We start from the raw sequence: 17,712 nt of genomic DNA, 5'->3' as shown, positions 1-17,712 counted from the left end.
AACTTTTTCTGGTCTAGGCAGTTAAGCTTTACGCTTATGTGGTGCCCATAATTTTTTGTTGGTCAGGTACAACAGAACCGTCAACAACGCCAAGAAACCAACAGACAATAAGCCTGTCCATTTACGCGCCATCATTTTAGGCTCTGCCGCCCACATCAAAAATGCCGCTGTATCTTCGGCCATGTGATGTGCGCTGGCGTCGTGGCCATCGGCAAATTCAACCTGATCATCGGCCAATGGTGGCGCCATTGCAATCCAACCACCTGGGAAGGCAGTATTTTCATACAACGTTGTACCCGCTTGCGTTTTTTCTTCTCCAGTGTAGCTGGTCAAGATAGCCACGATGTATTCTGGGCCACCCATTCCTTTGACGATCTGATTGATCCCCAAACCAGCTGGACCGTGGAAACCTGCACGCGCCTTTGCCATCAAGCTCAGGTCAGGTGCATTTTCAACGCCACTGCGCGGAAATTTATCAGATGGGATCGCCGCACGTGTATCATCCAATTCCGGATCAAATACTTCATACAAGGCCGCAAAGGCCTTTACTTGATCTTCGGTCAGATGAGGACCACCCTCGTCACCCAAAGTGCGAAACGCAACTTGGCGCAGACCGTGACATGCTGAACATACCTCTTGGTACACTTGCATACCGCGTTGCAATTGATGCTGATCAAAGGAACCAAATGGGCCTTCAAAGCTAAAATCAACGTCGTGGATATGCGCTGCATCACCAGCCCCAAATGCGGAACCCGTCGTCACACCCAATGCAACAAGAACTGAAAGAACTGTCTTTTTCATCTTCTTATCCTATCTATCGCTTAGCGTGACACAGTTGATTTTGGCGGGTAATGCGCATCAAAATCAGCTTCGATTGTTTCAGGTGTGGGCAGCGGTTTCTCGATACGGCCAAGGATTGGCAAAATAATCAAGAAATACGCGAACCAGTAAATCGCACCAATCAACGAAATTGTTGGAACCAAGCCTTCTGCTGGGCGTGCACCGCACCACATCAGAACCATGAAATCAACGCCCAGCAGCCAGAACCACCACTTGAACATCGGACGGTAACGACCCGAACGTGTTGATGATGTATCCAACCAAGGTGCCAGCGCCATCACAAAGATCGCACCAAACATGGCCAACACGCCCAAGAATTTCGCATCCAAGAACAACACATCGAACGTAATCGCACGCAAAATCGCATAGAACGGCAAGTAATACCATTCAGGCACAATGTGTGCTGGCGTCGCCAATGCGTTCGCTTCGATATAGTTATCTGGGTGGCCAAGGTAATTTGGCATAAATCCAACGATTGCGGCAAATACTGTCAAAACCAATACCAGCGCGAACAAATCTTTGATCACGAAATATGGCCAGAACGGTAGCGTATCTTTGGCAGCTTCTGCTTTGGATTTGCGGCGCACTTCCACACCTGTTGGGTTGTTGTTACCTGTTGTGTGGAATGCCCAAATATGGATTACCACAAGGCCAACAATCACGAACGGTAGTAGATAGTGAAGGCTAAAGAAACGGTTCAATGTTGCTTGGTCAACCGCTGGTCCACCCAACAACCATTCTTGAATGATTGGGCCAACACCAGGGATCGCACCAAACAAACCAGTAATAACCGTCGCACCCCAGAATGACATCTGACCCCAAGGCAAAACATAGCCCAAGAAACCCGTTGCCATCATCGCAAGGTAAATCAACATGCCCACAATCCACGTGATCTCACGCGGGCTCTTGTAGGAACCGTAATAAAGACCGCGGAAAATATGGATATACACGGCGATAAAGAACAATGATGCACCGTTTGCATGTAAATAACGGAACGCCCAGCCACCGTTCACATCACGCATGATGTGTTCAACGGAATCAAACGCCATGTCCACATGTGGAACATAATGCATCACCAAAATGATGCCTGTGATAATTTGCAACGCCAGACAGAATGTCAAAACGATGCCCCAAATCCACATCCAGTTCAGGTTTTTTGGAGTTGGAATCATCAATGTTGAATACAAAACGCCTGCAATCGGCAAACGCGCATCCAACCATTTTTCAAAGCCAGACTTTGGCTCATAGTGATCGTGTGGAATACCAGCCATGATCTTTCCCCCTAGCCTAACTTGATTGTTGTTTCGTTCAAAAACACTGCCGTTGGCACAGGCAGGTTTTCAGGTGCTGGACCCTTACGGATACGACCAGCAGTGTCATAGTGTGAACCGTGACAAGGGCAGAACCAGCCGCCAAAATCACCAGCGTCGCCCAATGGCACACAGCCAAGGTGCGTACACACACCCATCATGACCAACCATTCACCTGCTTCGTCCAAGGTGCGGTTTGCATCCGATGCATCGCCATCTGGAATATTTGCGTTGCGATCGGCCGCATCTGGCAAATCGCTCAACGCGACATCACGTGCAGCACTGATTTCATCCGCTGTACGGCGACGAATGAACACGGGCTTGCCGCGCCACTTCACTGTCATCTGTGTGCCAGGTTCCAAACCTGCAACATCCACCTCGATAGAGGCCAACGCTTGCACATCCGCACTTGGGTTCATTTGATTAATCAGCGGCCAAACCGCAGCAGCACCCCCGACAGCGCCAGTCGCGGCTGTTGCGACATATAAAAAGTCGCGGCGGGTACCAGTAGAGTTCTTGTCTGTAGACACGAACGTATCTCCCTTGCCATGCCCCAGAGATTAGGGCGTAATTAATAAGGTGTACCTGAACAAAATTCAGGGTATCAGGCTGCGTATTACACATGGCATCACATTTCGTCTAGCGGCCTTTTGGACGCAGCCGTAAAAAGAAGGCAAATTTTATGCGACTTTGCACATATCAACCCGATATCGCACCAAATCTCGGCGCAATGATTCGCCTTTGCGCCTGTTTGGGCATCCCCCTTGATATCGTTGAACCATGTGGATTCCCGCTTTCTCTCAAAACATTACGCCGCTCCGCAATGGATTATGCGGATATCGCCGATATGACGCGCCACGATTCGTGGGAAACCTATTTAGCCACCAAAAACACTGGTCGCCTTGTCCTCATGACCACCAAAGCAACAGATTCACTGTGGAATTTCACATTTCAACCCACCGATACCATTGTCATGGGTCGCGAATCCGCTGGTGTTCCAGAATCGGTGCACAATGCCTGTGATTGTCACGTAAAATTGCCAATGCACGGCACTGCGCGGAGCCTGAACGTTGCGATGACCGCGGGCATGGCCGTTAGCGAAGCATTGCGTCAAACGCGCAACACGTAATTACCAAATGTTTTAAATATCCTCGCCGAAGGCAAAATTACCCTTTGGGCGCGGTAAGCGTCATCGCATCAGTTTTTGAAAATTCCACGAACCATGCGGCCAAGGCATCGTGGCCATTGCGCCAATTACGATCATCAAGGCGAAAATCCAAATAGCCAAGAGCACATCCAAGCGCAATATGGGCCGCTGTAATCGGCGCGGCTAAATCATTCATCCAACGCTTTTCAATATCATCTATGGTGCGCGTTATCTTGCTCCACTGCCCTTCAATCCAGTCATCAAAAACTATTTCGGCTGGGCGCACACGTTTTTCATAAACCATCGCCAATGCGGCATCCATGATCCCATCCCCGGTTGCCTCTAATGTCAGCACCCGCCATTTGTGTTTGCCTTCTGGATATAGCGATCCATCCGCCATGGAATTTAGGTAACGGGTTATCACGCGGCTATCGTATATTGCATCACCAGAATCTGAAACCAAACACGGTATTTTGCCAAGCGGATTTATATCAATTGGCAGTGTCCCCGAATTTATGGGTGTGCCTGCAACATTCACAACTTTGATCTGACCAACCAAGCCCAGCACAACAGCACAAGCACGCACTTTACGTGCATAAGGTGATGCATCTGCATAATATAATTGCATTAAATTACTTTCTTGAATTTCAATCGCCCCAACGCGCTTGCATCGATTTCCATTGCCGGGCCAGATTTTCCAAAACGCACCACACGTTTCCAACGATAACTTGCGTTAATTTGTTCTCCATTTGGATTGCGATGCGCGGCAAAACCTTCGCCGATATCATCAAGCCGATCTTCGACGCGTTGATCAACAGGGCTGATATGCACATTTCGTGCCAATGCTACTGCACCAGCAACCATTGCAATTGGTATAATTGGTAGGGCCATGAAAAATCCTCCTCTTTGTAATCTAGGAATTTTTCGGTCCATTTACAATTAAAATGCTGTTACGGAAATTTGCGTAATTTCGGGAAAAACCGTAATTTTGCTATCTGGTGTCCATTTTGGATATTTACTCATAATACGCAAGAAGCCATCCCAATTGGTGAACTCTAAATACCAATCGATTACATTTTTCCAAGGTTGTTTTAAAAACCAATCACGGTCAACATGGGCAAATTGGCGTATAAATGGCGCGATGCCAATGTCAGAAAATCCACGCGAATGTCCCATTAGAAATTGTTGATTTTCAAGCATTTTATCGAGATCATTTATAAAATCAGCAGCTTTCGCAATCGCTGCCTCTCGTGTCATATCGTCAAATTTGTTTGGATATTTATAGCGATCTAAATATGGTTTGAATTCTACATCACACCGTTCAACCAAAACACGTGCTTTCACGCGGAATCGCTCTGGATCTATCTGGTTTGGGTCTGCCAAGTTTAGCGCCCATTCCATGATTTCAAAACTTTCTTCGATCACCGATCCATCGAGCAAGTACAATACCGGAACCGTCGCCTTGGGAGAGATTTCAATCATATGTTCGGGCTTATCACGCAGCACCACTTCGCGCAGTTCCACCTGTTGCTCACTTGCAAAAATCGCCAGACGTGCACGCATGGCATAGGGGCAGCGGCGAAATGAATACAAGATCGGAAGTGTCATGATACCAATAACTGTGTTTCAGAATACCCCGTGATATTGGCCTGAACAATTTCGCCTTTGGCTTGATCAGTATCAAACAAAACCTCGGTAAAACCTTCGGTTCGCCCCATTCGGGCGTTTTCCATAAGCACGGAATGCGATTTGCCAACCTGCGCGCTTAGGTGTGCCTTTACACGTTTATCACCCGCATGGCGCAGTTGTGCTGCGCGGTCTTTGACGACGTCTCGTGGCAATTGTGGCATACGCGCCGCTGGCGTACCCTTGCGCGGGGAAAATGGGAAAACATGCAACCATGTCAAATCACATTCCTCGATTAATTTCAACGAGTTATCGAACATAGCTTCTGTTTCTGTTGGAAACCCAGCAATGATATCAGCACCGTAAATAATATCGGGCCGCGCCTTGCGCATATCGTTGCAAAACGCGATTGCATCATCACGTAAATGACGCCGTTTCATGCGTTTCAGGATCATGTCATCACCTGCCTGTAGCGACAGATGTAGATGCGGCATCAAACGTTGATCCGATGCAATCGCATCAATCAATGCTGGATCAGCTTCAACTGAATCAATCGAGCTGATCCGCAATCGTGGCAGATCAGGAACAAGGCGCAGGATACGTTGCACCAAATCTCCCAGTTTAGGCAACGCAGGCAAATCCGCACCCCAACTAGTGATATCAACGCCAGTGAGCACAACTTCGTTGTAACCTCGATCCACAAGCCGTTGAATTTGTTCAACAACAACACCTGCTGGAACAGATCTGGAATTACCACGACCATATGGAATAATACAAAACGTACAGCGATGATCGCAGCCATTTTGCACCTGAACATATGCACGGCTACGTGTACCGAACCCATCAATTAAATGCCCAGCGGTATCAGTGACCGACATGATATCGTTCACCTGAACTTTTTCCGTGTCGCCGATGAAATTTGGGCCCTTGGCCAATCCGTTCCACGTATCGGCCTGCATTTTTTCGATATTGCCGACTACAACATTTACCTCTGACATATCGTTATATGTCTGTGGCTCTGTTTGTGCAGCGCAACCTGTTACGATGATTTGCGCATCTGGATGTTCGCGGCGCAGCTTGCGAATACGTTGTTTTGATGATCTCACGGCTTCTGCCGTAACCGCACAGGTATTTACAACGATTGCATTATCCAAACCCGCAGATTCGGACAGGTCTTTCATTGCCTGTGTTTCATATGCATTCAACCGACAGCCGAATGTTTCAAAAATTGGTGGCTTGCCCATCAGATTCCCGCCAAAAATTCGGGTGATAAATGTCCCTGAAACACAAGCGCGGTGGGGCCTGTCATCCAAACACCATCGTCGCGCCAATCAATTTGCAATGCACCGCCATCCAAATGGATGGTCACATTACGTTCTGTTAAACCTTTGCGATGCGCAACAACGGCCGCAGCACAAGCACCCGAACCACAAGCCAAAGTAATCATGCCACCACGTTCCCAAACACGCATACGAATGGTGCGGCGATCAATGATTTCAATGAATTCAACATTTGTGCGTTCTGGGAACAAAGGATGATGTTCAATTGCAGGACCGCGCGTTTCCAAATTAACACCCTCGGCATCATCCACAACGAACACACAATGTGGATTACCCATGCCAGCCGCACCCGGTTCGCCGTCAATTGGAAGCGCGTTCAAATCCACATCCTTGGACAATGGAACGGTATCCCATGTCAGCTGTGGTTGCCCCATATTGACACTAATCAATCCATTGCCGGCATCAACTGCGGGCAACAAACCGTTGCCAGTGCGCAGGACGATTTCTGAATCACCCGTTTCATCCATAATAATACGTGCAACACAGCGGCTAGCGTTGCCACAGGCGTTGGCCATCGAGCCGTCTGAATTCCAAAACGCAACATCGACATCTGCATCATCAGAATCAGTAAGCACCGCCAATTGGTCATACCCAACGCCAAAATGGCGTTCACCAATGGCACGCGCCATAGATTGCGACACGGGTGATTCTGCACCGCGTGCATCAATGATGACAAAATCATTGCCCAGCCCGTGCATTTTCAAAAATGGAAGACCATTTGATATGTTTTTTACCTGATTCATAGGCTTCATATAGACCACCGCGCAGTATCTATCCAGTAACGATGTTTTTTTGACATTTCGGTATTGACCCCCCGCGCCCAAGTGCCTAAACACCGCGCAAAGTGGGCCCTTAGCTCAGTTGGTAGAGCAACTGACTTTTAATCAGTAGGTCGATGGTTCGAATCCATCAGGGCTCACCACTTTACCAAAACGGCCTAGCATTCATTTGCTAGGCCGTTTGTTTTTTAGCTGATTATTCAACACCACATTTGGCAATTTCATTCGCAAAATCTGCAAACATCGCTGTATATAAATTCGGCCCCAATGTGTGTTTTGTCCCAAGCGGATCGATTTCAGCGATGGCTATTTTATTTCCACCACTCACAGATTGGATCAACTTTTCACTAAACTGTGGTTCGCTCAAAATGCAATCAATCCCTTGTTCCGTAATATGTTTCTGAAGTGCGATCATCCGCTTTGCACTGGGGCGCGACGCATCGCTTGATGAAATTGCGCCGACAACTGTCAAATTAAAATCATGTTCCAAATATTGAAATGCATCATGATAAGCCAAAAATTTGGTATCTTTACGAGAAGCAATTTTTTGGGAAAAGTCAGTGTGCATTTTTTCCAAGCCTTCAATCGCTCGTGACACGTTTTGGGAATAAATCGATGCGTTTTCTGGATCATGAACCGACAGCGTATCGCCAATAACCATCAACCATTGTTGCGCATTTTTGGGTGACAGCCACACATGTGGATCAATGACCCCATGATCATGGCCATCGTCATGTTCATGATGTTCTTCTTCGAAAATCGCAAAATCGCGGTTAGCAAGCTGCGTTGTAACCGATTGATTTAAAAATGATACTTTAACAATTTCGGTGTTAAGTTTCGCAAGTGGTGCGCTTAACCACGGGGTTAGCGCATCACCGATATAAAACACGATATCAGCAGATTGAATTGCGGCTGCCTTACTTGGGCGTAGATTCGCATGATGCGGTGATGCACCTGGCTCCAGAATAACACTGGGGGTTTCAACGCCATCCATCACCTGTGCGACCAATGAGTGTACGGGGGCGATGTCGGTTACGACATTCAATTGATCTGCGCGTGCGGATATTTGCGTTGCCAGCATGATGGCCATAGCCGTGATTATTGTGTTTTTCATTGTGGTGTTCCAATTGACAAAATCAAATATGCTTCGTATGTGATATAATATAACATATCAACGAAAATATCATGTCTGATCAAATAAAAACCTTTCGCCAACACAACCATGATAACTGCGTTGAATCCGCAATGCATGCGGCACAAGATATCTGTGACGCACAGCATTTGAAATTGACGCCTGCGCGGCAACGCGTGTTGGAAATTCTGCTTGAAAGCCATACAGCACTTGGTGCCTATGACATTTTGGAAAGGCTAAGCAACGAAGGCGGAAAGGCACAGCCACCTGTTGTGTATCGCGCATTGGATTTCTTGGTTGGTAATGGGTTGGCACATAAAATTGAACAACTGAATGCTTTTGTTGCCTGCGTACATTCGCACAAAGATCACAATCCCGCATTCATGATCTGCAAGAAATGCAAACGTGTGGCGGAAACCGAAATTCCAAATGTTCCAACGGCATTAAATCAACATGCGATGGATTCTGGGTTTGTTATTGAACAAACAATAATCGAAGCCCGCGGAATTTGCCCCTCATGTAACGAGACCGCAAAATGAGCCTGATTTCAATTCAAAATGTGTCGGTTGAAATCACAGGACAAAATATTTTGCACGATGTCACGTTGGATTTGTCGGCTGGTGAAATCCTGACAATTGTCGGGCCAAATGGATCTGGGAAATCAACACTTTTGCGGGTAATTGTCGGCGCCCTTGCCCCAACCAAAGGTAAAATCACCCGCCAAAAAGACATCAGAATCGGATATGTGCCACAAACGCTTGCGATTGATGCAACACTTCCAATGAATGTGGATCGTTTTTTGTCGATCCCAAGATGGGCGTCAAAGAACGAAAAGTTGGCCGCATTGGAACGTGTTGGTGCAACAAATATGATGCACAAACAAATGACGGATTTATCAGGTGGACAATTCCAAAGGGTTCTGTTGGCGCGCGCATTATTATGTGAACCTGACGTATTATTATTGGATGAACCAACCCAAGGTTTGGATCAGCCCGGATCGGCACGATTTTACGAATTGATCGCAGAAATCCGAGCAGAGCTAAATTGCGCTGTGGTGATGGTAAGCCATGAATTACACGTGGTGATGAGCGCATCTGATCGCGTTGTTTGCCTGAACGGACATGTTTGTTGCCACGGCACACCAGAAACCGTGTCCAATGCGCCAGAATATCGCGCATTGTTTGGTGCACAAACGGGTGGGGCCTTGGCACTGTATCGTCACGAACATGATCATGGTCACGACCATCATCACGAACACTAGGAATAACCGATGTTGGACAATTTTTTAATTCGCGCAGCCCTGGCTGGTGTCGGTGTGGCAATTGCAGCAGCGCCTTTGGGTTGTTTTGTTGTTTGGCGTCGCATGGCGTATTTTGGTGATGCAACCGCACATGCGGCAATTTTAGGTGTTGCCTTATCGCTCGCGTTTTCGGCATCCACAATTGTTGGTGTGCTTGTCGTTTGTCTTGGCATGGCGGTGATCGTGTCCAACCTTAATGAACGCGGCATGGCGGTCGACACATTGTTGGGTGTAATTTCGCATTCTGCATTGGCGTTTGGTCTGGTTGCAGTTTCATTTTTAACTGGTGTTCGCGTTGATTTGATGGCCTATCTTTTCGGGGATATCCTCGCGATTGGTATCAGCGACCTTATTTTTATTTGGGTGGGTGCGGTAATCGTTTGTGGCATCATTGCGTGGCGTTGGTCAGCGTTACTCACGGCAACATTAAACGCCGATCTCGCTTCATCACATCATATCAATCCAAAACGCGAGCAACTGATATTAACCGTCGCACTGGCCATCACAGTAGCCGTTGCGATCAAGGTTGTTGGCGCATTGTTAATCGCATCGTTATTGATTATTCCCGCCGCCGCCGCGCGCGGTTTTTCCAAAACCCCAGAAATGATGGCAGGCCTTGCAATGCTTATCGGAAGCATATCTGTGGTATCGGGTATTCAAGCATCGCTCATTTGGGATACACCCACGGGGCCGACGATCGTATGTTGTGCTGCCATTCTGTTTGGGGTTTTGAATACGCTCTCACGTGGGATGCGTGGTTAACCTGCTGTGACGTTTGGTGCGTTGGATCGACCAAACCAAAGCCGCGATAAAGATCGCTGTCATGATTAAAACGATGGTTGGTGCGGGTGCGCTATTGATGAAAAAGCTTGCGTATATCCCAATGATTGACGCCCCCACCGCGACAGCGACGGACACGATCAACATCATGCCAAAACGACGCGTCACCAAAAACGCAATCCCACCTGGTGTGACCAGAAATGCAATCGCGAGGATGATACCAACCGCCTTGAGTGCAGCAATAACTGTAAGCGAAATTAAGATCAGCAAACCATAGTGAAGAAGATTCACGTTTAACCCCGTGGCCTTGGCCTGTGCCTCGTCAAAGGCGTGCAGCATAAAATCTTTCCATTTCACAATGATTACCACCGCCACAAAAATCGCGACATAACCCGTGGTCATCATATCGCTCTTTGATATTCCCAACATATTGCCAAACAGGATGTGATCCAAATGCACATTGGTTTGGATCTTGGTGTATAAAACAATGCCAAGCGCGAACATACCACTAAACACAACGCCCATAATCGTGTCTTGTTTGATGCGGCTGTGTTCGGTCAGATAACCAGTGCTCAGAGCGCAAACCATCCCTGCACAAAACGCACCGATCAACATTGGGAAATTAAAAATATAGGCAATCACCACACCAGGCAGAACTGCATGGCTAATGGCGTCACCCATCAACGACCACCCTTTGAGAACCAAATAACAGGATAATAAACCTGCGGGGACTGCAACAAGAATGCTAATCAAAAAAGCATTCACCATAAATGGAAATTGAAATGGCAAAAGCAACGTTTCCATCATTGCTCTTTCCCCAAGGCACCACCGTTACGTGCACGCATGCGATTGGCGATCAAACCGTGTTTTGGTGCAAAAAAGAAAGCCATCAGAAAAATCAACGTTTGCAACACCACAATCACACCACCTGTCGCACCATTTAAGAAATAGCTGATATACGCCCCGACAAAGCTGGTCATCGCCCCAATCACGACACTTATCAATAACAAACGCGGGAAACGGTCGGTCAACAAATAGGCCGTCGCTCCTGGCGTCACCACCATGGCAATCACCAAAAACGCACCAACCGTTTGCATGGCGGCAACTGTGCATGCGGACAGAATTGCAAAAAATACAATTTTCAATATCTCTGGGCGCAAACCAATGGATCGTGCATGGCTTTCATCAAAAAACGTGACCATGAAATCTTTCCATTTCGCCAGTAATATCGCCATTGAAACGAACCCAATAATTGCCAATTGCCACGTATCGCTGGAAGAAATCGCCAAGATATTTCCCATCGTTATGGTTTGGATATTGATTGGAATGGGTGAAATGGACACCATAAACAAACCCAGCCCGAAAAATGCGGTAAAAATGATGCCGATAATTGTGTCTTCTTTTAATCCGCTTCGTTCATTTAAAAACAACATTGCCCCACCTGCCAAAGCGCCGGCAAAAAACGCGCCGATGGAAAATGGCAATCCCAACAAATAGGCCCCCGCCACCCCGGGAACGATGGAATGTGACAACGCATCACCGATCAAACTCCAACCTTTTAGCATCAAATAGCATGATAAAAATGCACAAACCGCCCCAACCAATGCGCTAACCCACATTGCGTTAATCATGAATTGATAACCAAATGGTTCCAGCAAATATTCCATCATTGGCGGGTCTTATGTTCATCGTCGTAAATCACGACAGGGCGTTCATCATCCGTAATCACCGTGACCGTGCGCAAATCATCATCATCGTGCAAATCATCACCACCCAAAACAAAATGGCGCAAAACACCACCAAATGTTTGTTCCAAATTGTTCTGGGTGAAAACCGTTTCTGTCGGTCCAAATGCCAATACGGTTCCTTTGACCAATATTGTTTGATCACAGTATTCAGGAACAGACCCCAGATTATGTGTGGCGACTAGCATCACGCGGCCTTCGTCGCGCAACCCTTTCAGCAACTTAATAATCGCATCTTCGGTTTTCACATCAACTCCGGTAAACGGCTCGTCCAGCAAGATGACCTTGCCTTCTTGTGCCAATGCCCGCGCAAGGAATACCCGCTTTTTCTGGCCACCTGATAACTCACCGATTTGGCGTTTTCGAAACTCAAGCATCCCTACCCGTTCTAGCGATGCCCTTACCATTTCATGATCTTGTTTGGTTGGGTGACGCAAAAAACCCATATGTCCATAACGCCCCATCATCACCACATCTTCGACTAAAACGGGGAATGACCAATCCACCTCTTCGGCTTGGGGGACATAGGCAACGATATTCTTGCGCAGGGCTTCCTTAACCGAATGCCCCAAGATCGAAATGTCTCCTTGTGCTGTGGGCACAAACCCCATCAAGGCTTTGAACAAGGTTGATTTCCCTGATCCGTTCACACCAACCAATGCGGCAATCGTACCCTTGGGGATCGCAAAACTGGCTTGTCGCAATGCGGTGTGACCATTGCGATAGGTTACGGTTACGTCTGTTGCGCAAATCCCGTCAACCGATTGACCCGTCATTGTCATTGTGCGTTCAAGCCTTCCAATATGGTTTGTGATGTAACGCGTAATAAATCCAAATAAGTCGGCACGGCGCCGTCCTCATTGCTTAGGCTGTCAACATAAAGCACGCCACCGTATTTCGCACCGGTTTCGCGCGCAACCTGTTGTGCTGGTGCGGGTGAAATTGTGCTTTCGCTGAACACCACACCAATTTTGTTTTCACGCACGCTATCAATGACATCGCGCACCTGTTTTGGTGTGCCCTGCTGATCGGCGTTGATCGGCCACAGATAAAGTTCATGCATTTCAAAATCACGCGCAAGATAGCTAAACGCGCCTTCACTACTTACCAACCAACGATTGTCAGTGGGGATCGCTAAAATCTGCTCTTTGATCGGGGCAATGGTTTGCGATATTTCATCACGATACATTTGCGCATTTTGACGATAGATTTGCGCATTATCTGGATCGTATTGAACCAGTGCATCACGAATATTATCAACATAGATCAGCGCCGCATCCAGTGACATCCACGCATGTGGGTTTGGCTTGCCCGTGTATGGACCTTGGGCAATTCCCATTGGTTCCACGCCCGCAGAAACAATCGCACTTGGCACATCGCGCAAATTTTGAAAAAATTGTTCAAACCAAAGCTCTAATCCCAGCCCATTCCACAAAATCAGATCCGCATTTTGTGCCTGTAAAATATCGCGTGGCGTTGGTGAATAATTATGAATTTCCGCGCCAGGTCGGGTGATTGAAACAACCTCTGCCGCATCACCCGCAACGTTTTGCGCCATATCCGCAATAACTGTGAACGTTGTGACAACCTTGAACTGGTCATTCGCCTGGGCTGACATGCCAAGACTGTTAATGATCACAGCGATCAAAAGAGTAAACGGTTTAAGCATTATTGTTCCTAGCACCAATTGTGTTCGCGTCTTTATGAGAATGATTCGCAAGAAAGTCAATCCAGTTGCGAATGACTCGCAATAAATTGCTTTCTCGTTATATTTCTTGGTATTTCGACGCGGTTTCCACAAAATAAGTATGAAATGTCACAGTTATGATATGCTGTATAAATAAGCATGAATCACAGAATTTTAATGTAAAACTTGAACCCGCTATCAAAGCGCGTACATAAGACACGTCAAAGCAAATTGAAAAGAAGATCATGAAACCTAAAATTACCAAAGCTGTCTTTCCTGTTGCGGGGCTTGGCACGCGATTTTTGCCAGCCACTAAATCCATCCCGAAAGAAATGCTACCGCTGGTGGATCGCCCTTTGGTGCAATATGCGGTGGACGAGGCACGCGAAGCAGGTATCGAAAGTTTCCTTTTCGTCAGTGCTCGTGGCAAATCTGCAATGGCCGATTATTTTGACAAACACCCAACATTAGAGGACCGGCTCGCGGCTGATGGCAAAGAAAAGCTATTGAAAAAGCTGCAAGCATCCAACATTGAAAACGGATCAACTGCGTATCTGCGCCAAGGTGAACCGCTTGGACTTGGCCATGCTGTTGGGATTGCGCGTAATTTCGTTGATGACGATGAATTTTTTGCCGTGCTTTTGCCCGATGATGTTGTTGCGGCGAAACCAGGGTGTTTAAAACAGATGGTTGACGCGTGGGAAGAGACCCATGCCAATATTGTTGGCACAATGGAAGTCCCGCTCGAAAGCGTGGGATCATATGGTATTCTGGACGTCGAACAGGATCATGGCCGTTTGGTCAAGGCAAGCGGATTGGTTGAAAAACCATCACCAGAAGTCACCCCATCCCGTAATGCGGTGATTGGACGTTATTTGTTGTCCCCTAATGTCATGAAACGCTTGATGGAAACCCGCCCGGGCGTCGCTGGTGAAATTCAGTTAACCGACGCCATCAACGCCGAAGCTGCAGCAGGTAACGGCGTTTACGGATATCGTTTCGAAGGTGATCGATTTGATTGTGGTTCCATGTCTGGGTTTCTTCAGGCAACAATTTCATTTGGCTTGGAACGCCCAGAACTACGCGACGATTTGGAAAAATTTCTGCGCACAACAATTGGCAATATCGACGCCACAAAAAAAGTCAAAGCCTAGCGCGAATACGGGGCGTTATACGAATGCAACGCCCCGCTTTAATTTACCCAACTGGGTGAAAACACGCGACTTCTATGTCACCAAGTTTATCTAATCTAGGTGCCGACGCGCGGCATTGATCGCTGGCATGGGCGCAACGAGGGTTGAACGCACATCCCGCCGGTGGGTTTAACGGCGATGGCAATTCACCCGTCAACACGATGCGTTCTTTCTTGGCCACAGGATCCGCATTCGGTGTCGCGGATAGCAATGCCTTGGTATATGGATGTTGCGGATTGGCAAATACATCCTTGGCGGCGCCAGATTCCACAACCTTGCCTAAATACATCACCATCACGTCATCGGCGATATGTTTCACAACCGACAAATCGTGGCTGATGAACAGATATGCCAACCCAAGTTCCGCCTGCAAATCCGCAAGAATGTTCAACACCTGCGCTTGAATGGATAAATCCAAAGCAGACACAGGTTCATCCAAAACCAATACGCGCGGATTCAACATCAATGCACGTGCGATTGCGATACGCTGGCGTTGACCACCTGAAAACATATGCGGATAGCGTTCGATATGTTCAGGGCGCAAACCAACGCGCTCCATAGTTTCCGCCGCGCGCTTTGTACGCTCTTGTGCGCTCATATCCGTATTCAGGCGCAATGGTTCTTCTAAAATCGTGCGAATTTTATGGCGAGGGTTCAAACTACTATACGGGTTTTGAAAAACGATTTGCACCGCTTTGCGGTGATCCACAGATGATGAATCTGCGGGTTTACCCTCGATATCCAATGTTCCCGCAGTTGGCGTTTCGATCATCGTAACCAAACGTGCCAAGGTTGATTTCCCACAGCCAGATTCACCAACAACCGCCAGTGTTTTACCCGCTTCTAATGTGAAGCTTGCCCCATCAAGCGCTTTTACCAAGCCGGGTTGGCGAAACATGCCACCGCTAACCTCGTAGTGTTTTTTCAAATCAACGGCGTTTATTGCGATGCTCATGCTGTCACCTCTGCGTTCAATGGGTGGTTACATAGGGCATTGCCCAATGCATCTGATTGACGTGTCACGACACCATGACAATCGTCTTGAACATGAGCGCAACGCGGTGCAAATAAACAACCTGTTGGGCGATCATATTGCCCGGGCACCACACCTGGAATGGATGGTAATTTGCGCCCAACGGCGCGTTCAGGCAATGCATTTAACAACGCAGACGTATATGGATGGTGCGGGTCGGTAAACAGGCCTGTCACATGTTGTTCTTCTACGCGCTGACCTGCGTATTGTACCTGTACCCGTTCAGCAGTTTCCGCAACCACGCCCATATCATGGGTAATCAGGATCAATGCCATTTCCTTTTCTTTTTGCAAAGAAACAAGCAAATCCAAAATTTGTGCTTGAATGGTAACATCCAATGCGGTTGTCGGTTCATCAGCGATCAACAGTTTGGGATCACCAGATAGCGCCATTGCGATCATCACGCGTTGGTTCATACCACCCGATAATTGATGCGGAAACGCGGACAAGCGCGTTTCAGGTGCGGGAATTCCAACCATTTCCAGCAATTCAATGGAACGTTTCTTACGCTCTGCGCGATTCATTCCAAGATGAAGTTTCAAACTTTCACCCAATTGGAATCCAACGGTAAAACATGGATTAAGCGATGAAATTGGTTCTTGAAAAATCATTGCCATATCTTTGCCAATAATTTTACGCCGCTCACGTTTGGTGATTTTGGTTAAATCTTTACCGTCAAACTCCATTTTCTCTGCTGTGATTTTGGCGGTCCACGGTAACAACCCCATCATGGCCAACATGGATACGGATTTACCAGAACCAGATTCACCAACAATGGATAGAATTTCACCCCGTTCGCATTGAATATCAACGCCATCGACCGCACGAAATAGTCCGCCGGCTGTTTGAAAATCAACGCTAAGGTTTCGTATATCTAACAGTCCCATTATGACCTCTTTAATTTTGGATCAAGCGCGTCTCGCAGGCCATCGCCCATCAAGTTAATCGCCAAAACCGTGATCAAAATTGCCAGACCTGGGAATGTAACAACCCACCAAGCACGAAGGATAAATTCACGCGCCTCGGCCAGCATCGTACCCCATTCAGGGGTTGGCGGCTGCGCACCCATCCCAAGAAAGCCAAGTGCAGCCGCATCCAAAATAGCGTTTGAAAATGAAAGCGTTGCTTGAACGATAACAGGGCCAAGACAGTTGGGTAAAATCGTTCGTGTCATCAAATAAAATGGCGATGCCCCTGCAACACGCGCCGAAGTCACGTAATCACGGTTCAATTCATTTAGCACCGCCGCACGCGTAAGGCGCACAAAATGAGGCTGAAGAACAATCGCAATCGCGATCATCGCATTTAACAATCCTGGCCCCAAAATCGCCACCATAACAAGTGCCAATAACAATGATGGGAATGCCAAGATAACATCCATAATACGCATAATGACCGTATCAACCGCACCGCGATAATATCCCGCGATCAACCCAACAGTCACACCACCCAAAAGCGCAAGCCCAACAACAACGACGCCGATAAACAGTGAGAAACGCGCACCATATATCAACCGCGATAACATATCGCGCCCAACAGCATCTGTTCCCAGCAAGAAACGCCAATCCCCGCCGTCTTGCCAAACTGGTGGTACGAGCAGTGCATCGCGATATTGTTGGATCGGATCGTGCGGCGCAACGATTGGTGCAAATATGGCGATGAAGACCAGAAGCACCATTAAGGCAAGCCCAACAACCGCACCTTTGTTTTCAGAAAAATAAAACCAAAATTCCGCCAACATGCGACGACGCATACTGGTTTCTTTTTTCGGGGTTTGATTTGTTGTATCACTCATTTTTT

At 47.5% G+C, this 17,712-nt stretch carries 21 protein-coding genes and 1 tRNA gene; 6 read left to right on the top strand and 16 right to left on the bottom strand.

Annotated elements, in window-relative coordinates; all coding sequences use genetic code 11:
- Positions 1-21: 21 nt before the first annotated feature.
- From BFP76_RS13400 to petA, 3 genes are read right to left on the bottom strand one after another with little or no spacing between them, the layout of a single operon-like run.
- The gene (locus BFP76_RS13400; protein WP_099594454.1) at positions 22-801 is read right to left on the bottom strand and encodes a cytochrome c1; all 780 of its coding nucleotides are present in this window, start codon (positions 799-801) and stop codon (positions 22-24) included.
- 20 nt (positions 802-821) lie between these two features.
- Entirely contained in the window at positions 822-2,111 is a 1,290-nt protein-coding gene (locus tag BFP76_RS13395) for a cytochrome b (RefSeq protein ID WP_099594453.1), read from the bottom strand.
- An 11-nt stretch (positions 2,112-2,122) separates the two neighbouring features.
- A complete protein-coding gene (petA, locus tag BFP76_RS13390; RefSeq protein ID WP_099594452.1) occupies positions 2,123-2,680 on the bottom strand; it encodes a ubiquinol-cytochrome c reductase iron-sulfur subunit in 558 nt (185 codons plus the stop codon).
- 152 nt (positions 2,681-2,832) lie between these two features.
- Between petA and BFP76_RS13385 the strand changes: the two genes are divergently transcribed.
- On the top strand, positions 2,833-3,279 hold the full coding sequence (locus tag BFP76_RS13385) for a tRNA (cytidine(34)-2'-O)-methyltransferase (RefSeq protein ID WP_099594451.1): 447 nt from the start codon (positions 2,833-2,835) through the stop codon (positions 3,277-3,279).
- A 37-nt stretch (positions 3,280-3,316) separates the two neighbouring features.
- Here the strand turns inward: BFP76_RS13385 and BFP76_RS13380 are convergent, their stop codons facing one another.
- From BFP76_RS13380 to dapF, 5 genes are read right to left on the bottom strand one after another with little or no spacing between them, the layout of a single operon-like run.
- Entirely contained in the window at positions 3,317-3,925 is a 609-nt protein-coding gene (locus BFP76_RS13380; RefSeq protein ID WP_099594450.1) for a glutathione S-transferase, read from the bottom strand.
- The gene (locus BFP76_RS13375; protein ID WP_099594449.1) at positions 3,925-4,188 is read right to left on the bottom strand and encodes a potassium-transporting ATPase subunit C; all 264 of its coding nucleotides are present in this window, start codon (positions 4,186-4,188) and stop codon (positions 3,925-3,927) included. The genes BFP76_RS13380 and BFP76_RS13375 overlap by 1 nt, the downstream gene beginning before the upstream one ends.
- Positions 4,189-4,236: 48 nt before the next feature.
- Positions 4,237-4,905, bottom strand: a complete 669-nt coding sequence (locus BFP76_RS13370) for a glutathione S-transferase (RefSeq protein ID WP_099594448.1) — start codon at positions 4,903-4,905, stop codon at positions 4,237-4,239.
- Positions 4,902-6,167, bottom strand: a complete 1,266-nt coding sequence (gene mtaB / locus BFP76_RS13365) for a tRNA (N(6)-L-threonylcarbamoyladenosine(37)-C(2))-methylthiotransferase MtaB (protein WP_099594447.1) — start codon at positions 6,165-6,167, stop codon at positions 4,902-4,904. Before mtaB ends, BFP76_RS13370 begins: the two co-directional genes overlap by 4 nt.
- Positions 6,167-7,006 (bottom strand): diaminopimelate epimerase, encoded by an 840-nt coding sequence (gene dapF, locus BFP76_RS13360; RefSeq protein ID WP_099594446.1) that lies wholly within the window; start codon positions 7,004-7,006, stop codon positions 6,167-6,169. The genes mtaB and dapF overlap by 1 nt, the downstream gene beginning before the upstream one ends.
- Before the next feature lie 103 nt (positions 7,007-7,109).
- Between dapF and BFP76_RS13355 the strand changes: the two genes are divergently transcribed.
- A tRNA-Lys gene (locus tag BFP76_RS13355) sits at positions 7,110-7,185 on the top strand.
- 53 nt (positions 7,186-7,238) lie between these two features.
- Here BFP76_RS13355 and BFP76_RS13350 read toward each other — a convergent pair.
- Entirely contained in the window at positions 7,239-8,156 is a 918-nt protein-coding gene (locus BFP76_RS13350; RefSeq protein WP_099594445.1) for a zinc ABC transporter substrate-binding protein, read from the bottom strand.
- A 71-nt stretch (positions 8,157-8,227) separates the two neighbouring features.
- On the opposite strand from BFP76_RS13350, the gene BFP76_RS13345 reads away from it, so the two are divergent.
- The 3 genes from BFP76_RS13345 to BFP76_RS13335 are packed head-to-tail and all read left to right on the top strand — an operon-like array spanning position 8,228 to position 10,236.
- A complete protein-coding gene (locus tag BFP76_RS13345; RefSeq protein WP_099594444.1) occupies positions 8,228-8,713 on the top strand; it encodes a Fur family transcriptional regulator in 486 nt (161 codons plus the stop codon).
- Positions 8,710-9,435 carry a zinc ABC transporter ATP-binding protein ZnuC gene (gene znuC, locus BFP76_RS13340; protein ID WP_099594443.1) on the top strand — a complete coding sequence of 242 codons (726 nt, stop codon included), beginning with the start codon at positions 8,710-8,712 and terminating at the stop codon, positions 9,433-9,435. Before BFP76_RS13345 ends, znuC begins: the two co-directional genes overlap by 4 nt.
- A gap of 9 nt (positions 9,436-9,444) precedes the next feature.
- The gene (locus BFP76_RS13335; protein ID WP_099594442.1) at positions 9,445-10,236 is read left to right on the top strand and encodes a metal ABC transporter permease; all 792 of its coding nucleotides are present in this window, start codon (positions 9,445-9,447) and stop codon (positions 10,234-10,236) included.
- Here BFP76_RS13335 and BFP76_RS13330 read toward each other — a convergent pair.
- The 4 genes from BFP76_RS13330 to BFP76_RS13315 are packed head-to-tail and all read right to left on the bottom strand — an operon-like array spanning position 10,216 to position 13,668.
- Complete coding sequence (locus tag BFP76_RS13330; RefSeq protein WP_099594441.1) at positions 10,216-11,061, bottom strand: metal ABC transporter permease; 846 nt, start codon at positions 11,059-11,061, stop codon at positions 10,216-10,218. The genes BFP76_RS13335 and BFP76_RS13330 overlap by 21 nt on opposite strands.
- Complete coding sequence (locus tag BFP76_RS13325) at positions 11,058-11,924, bottom strand: metal ABC transporter permease (protein WP_099594440.1); 867 nt, start codon at positions 11,922-11,924, stop codon at positions 11,058-11,060. Before BFP76_RS13325 ends, BFP76_RS13330 begins: the two co-directional genes overlap by 4 nt.
- A complete protein-coding gene (locus BFP76_RS13320) occupies positions 11,921-12,781 on the bottom strand; it encodes a manganese/iron ABC transporter ATP-binding protein (protein WP_099594439.1) in 861 nt (286 codons plus the stop codon). The genes BFP76_RS13325 and BFP76_RS13320 overlap by 4 nt, the downstream gene beginning before the upstream one ends.
- Positions 12,778-13,668: a metal ABC transporter substrate-binding protein gene (locus BFP76_RS13315; RefSeq protein WP_099594438.1), complete on the bottom strand. Its 891-nt coding sequence runs from the start codon at positions 13,666-13,668 to the stop codon at positions 12,778-12,780. Before BFP76_RS13315 ends, BFP76_RS13320 begins: the two co-directional genes overlap by 4 nt.
- A 263-nt stretch (positions 13,669-13,931) precedes the next feature.
- Here BFP76_RS13315 and BFP76_RS13310 point away from each other — a divergent pair, with 263 nt between their 5' ends.
- Complete coding sequence (locus tag BFP76_RS13310; protein WP_099594437.1) at positions 13,932-14,840, top strand: UTP--glucose-1-phosphate uridylyltransferase; 909 nt, start codon at positions 13,932-13,934, stop codon at positions 14,838-14,840.
- 43 nt (positions 14,841-14,883) lie between these two features.
- On the opposite strand, the gene BFP76_RS13305 is transcribed toward BFP76_RS13310, so the two are convergent.
- The 3 genes from BFP76_RS13305 to BFP76_RS13295 are packed head-to-tail and all read right to left on the bottom strand — an operon-like array spanning position 14,884 to position 17,707.
- Complete coding sequence (locus tag BFP76_RS13305) at positions 14,884-15,834, bottom strand: dipeptide ABC transporter ATP-binding protein (protein WP_099594436.1); 951 nt, start codon at positions 15,832-15,834, stop codon at positions 14,884-14,886.
- Positions 15,831-16,799 (bottom strand): ABC transporter ATP-binding protein, encoded by a 969-nt coding sequence (locus BFP76_RS13300; protein ID WP_099594435.1) that lies wholly within the window; start codon positions 16,797-16,799, stop codon positions 15,831-15,833. Before BFP76_RS13300 ends, BFP76_RS13305 begins: the two co-directional genes overlap by 4 nt.
- Positions 16,799-17,707: an ABC transporter permease subunit gene (locus tag BFP76_RS13295; RefSeq protein ID WP_099594434.1), complete on the bottom strand. Its 909-nt coding sequence runs from the start codon at positions 17,705-17,707 to the stop codon at positions 16,799-16,801. The genes BFP76_RS13300 and BFP76_RS13295 overlap by 1 nt, the downstream gene beginning before the upstream one ends.
- Positions 17,708-17,712 lie beyond the last annotated feature (5 nt).

It is taken from the genome of Paramylibacter kogurei (genome assembly GCF_002742285.1).
GTDB classification, from domain to species: domain Bacteria; phylum Pseudomonadota; class Alphaproteobacteria; order Rhodobacterales; family Rhodobacteraceae; genus Amylibacter; species Amylibacter kogurei.
This window is presented reverse-complemented; position numbering and strand designations above follow the sequence as displayed.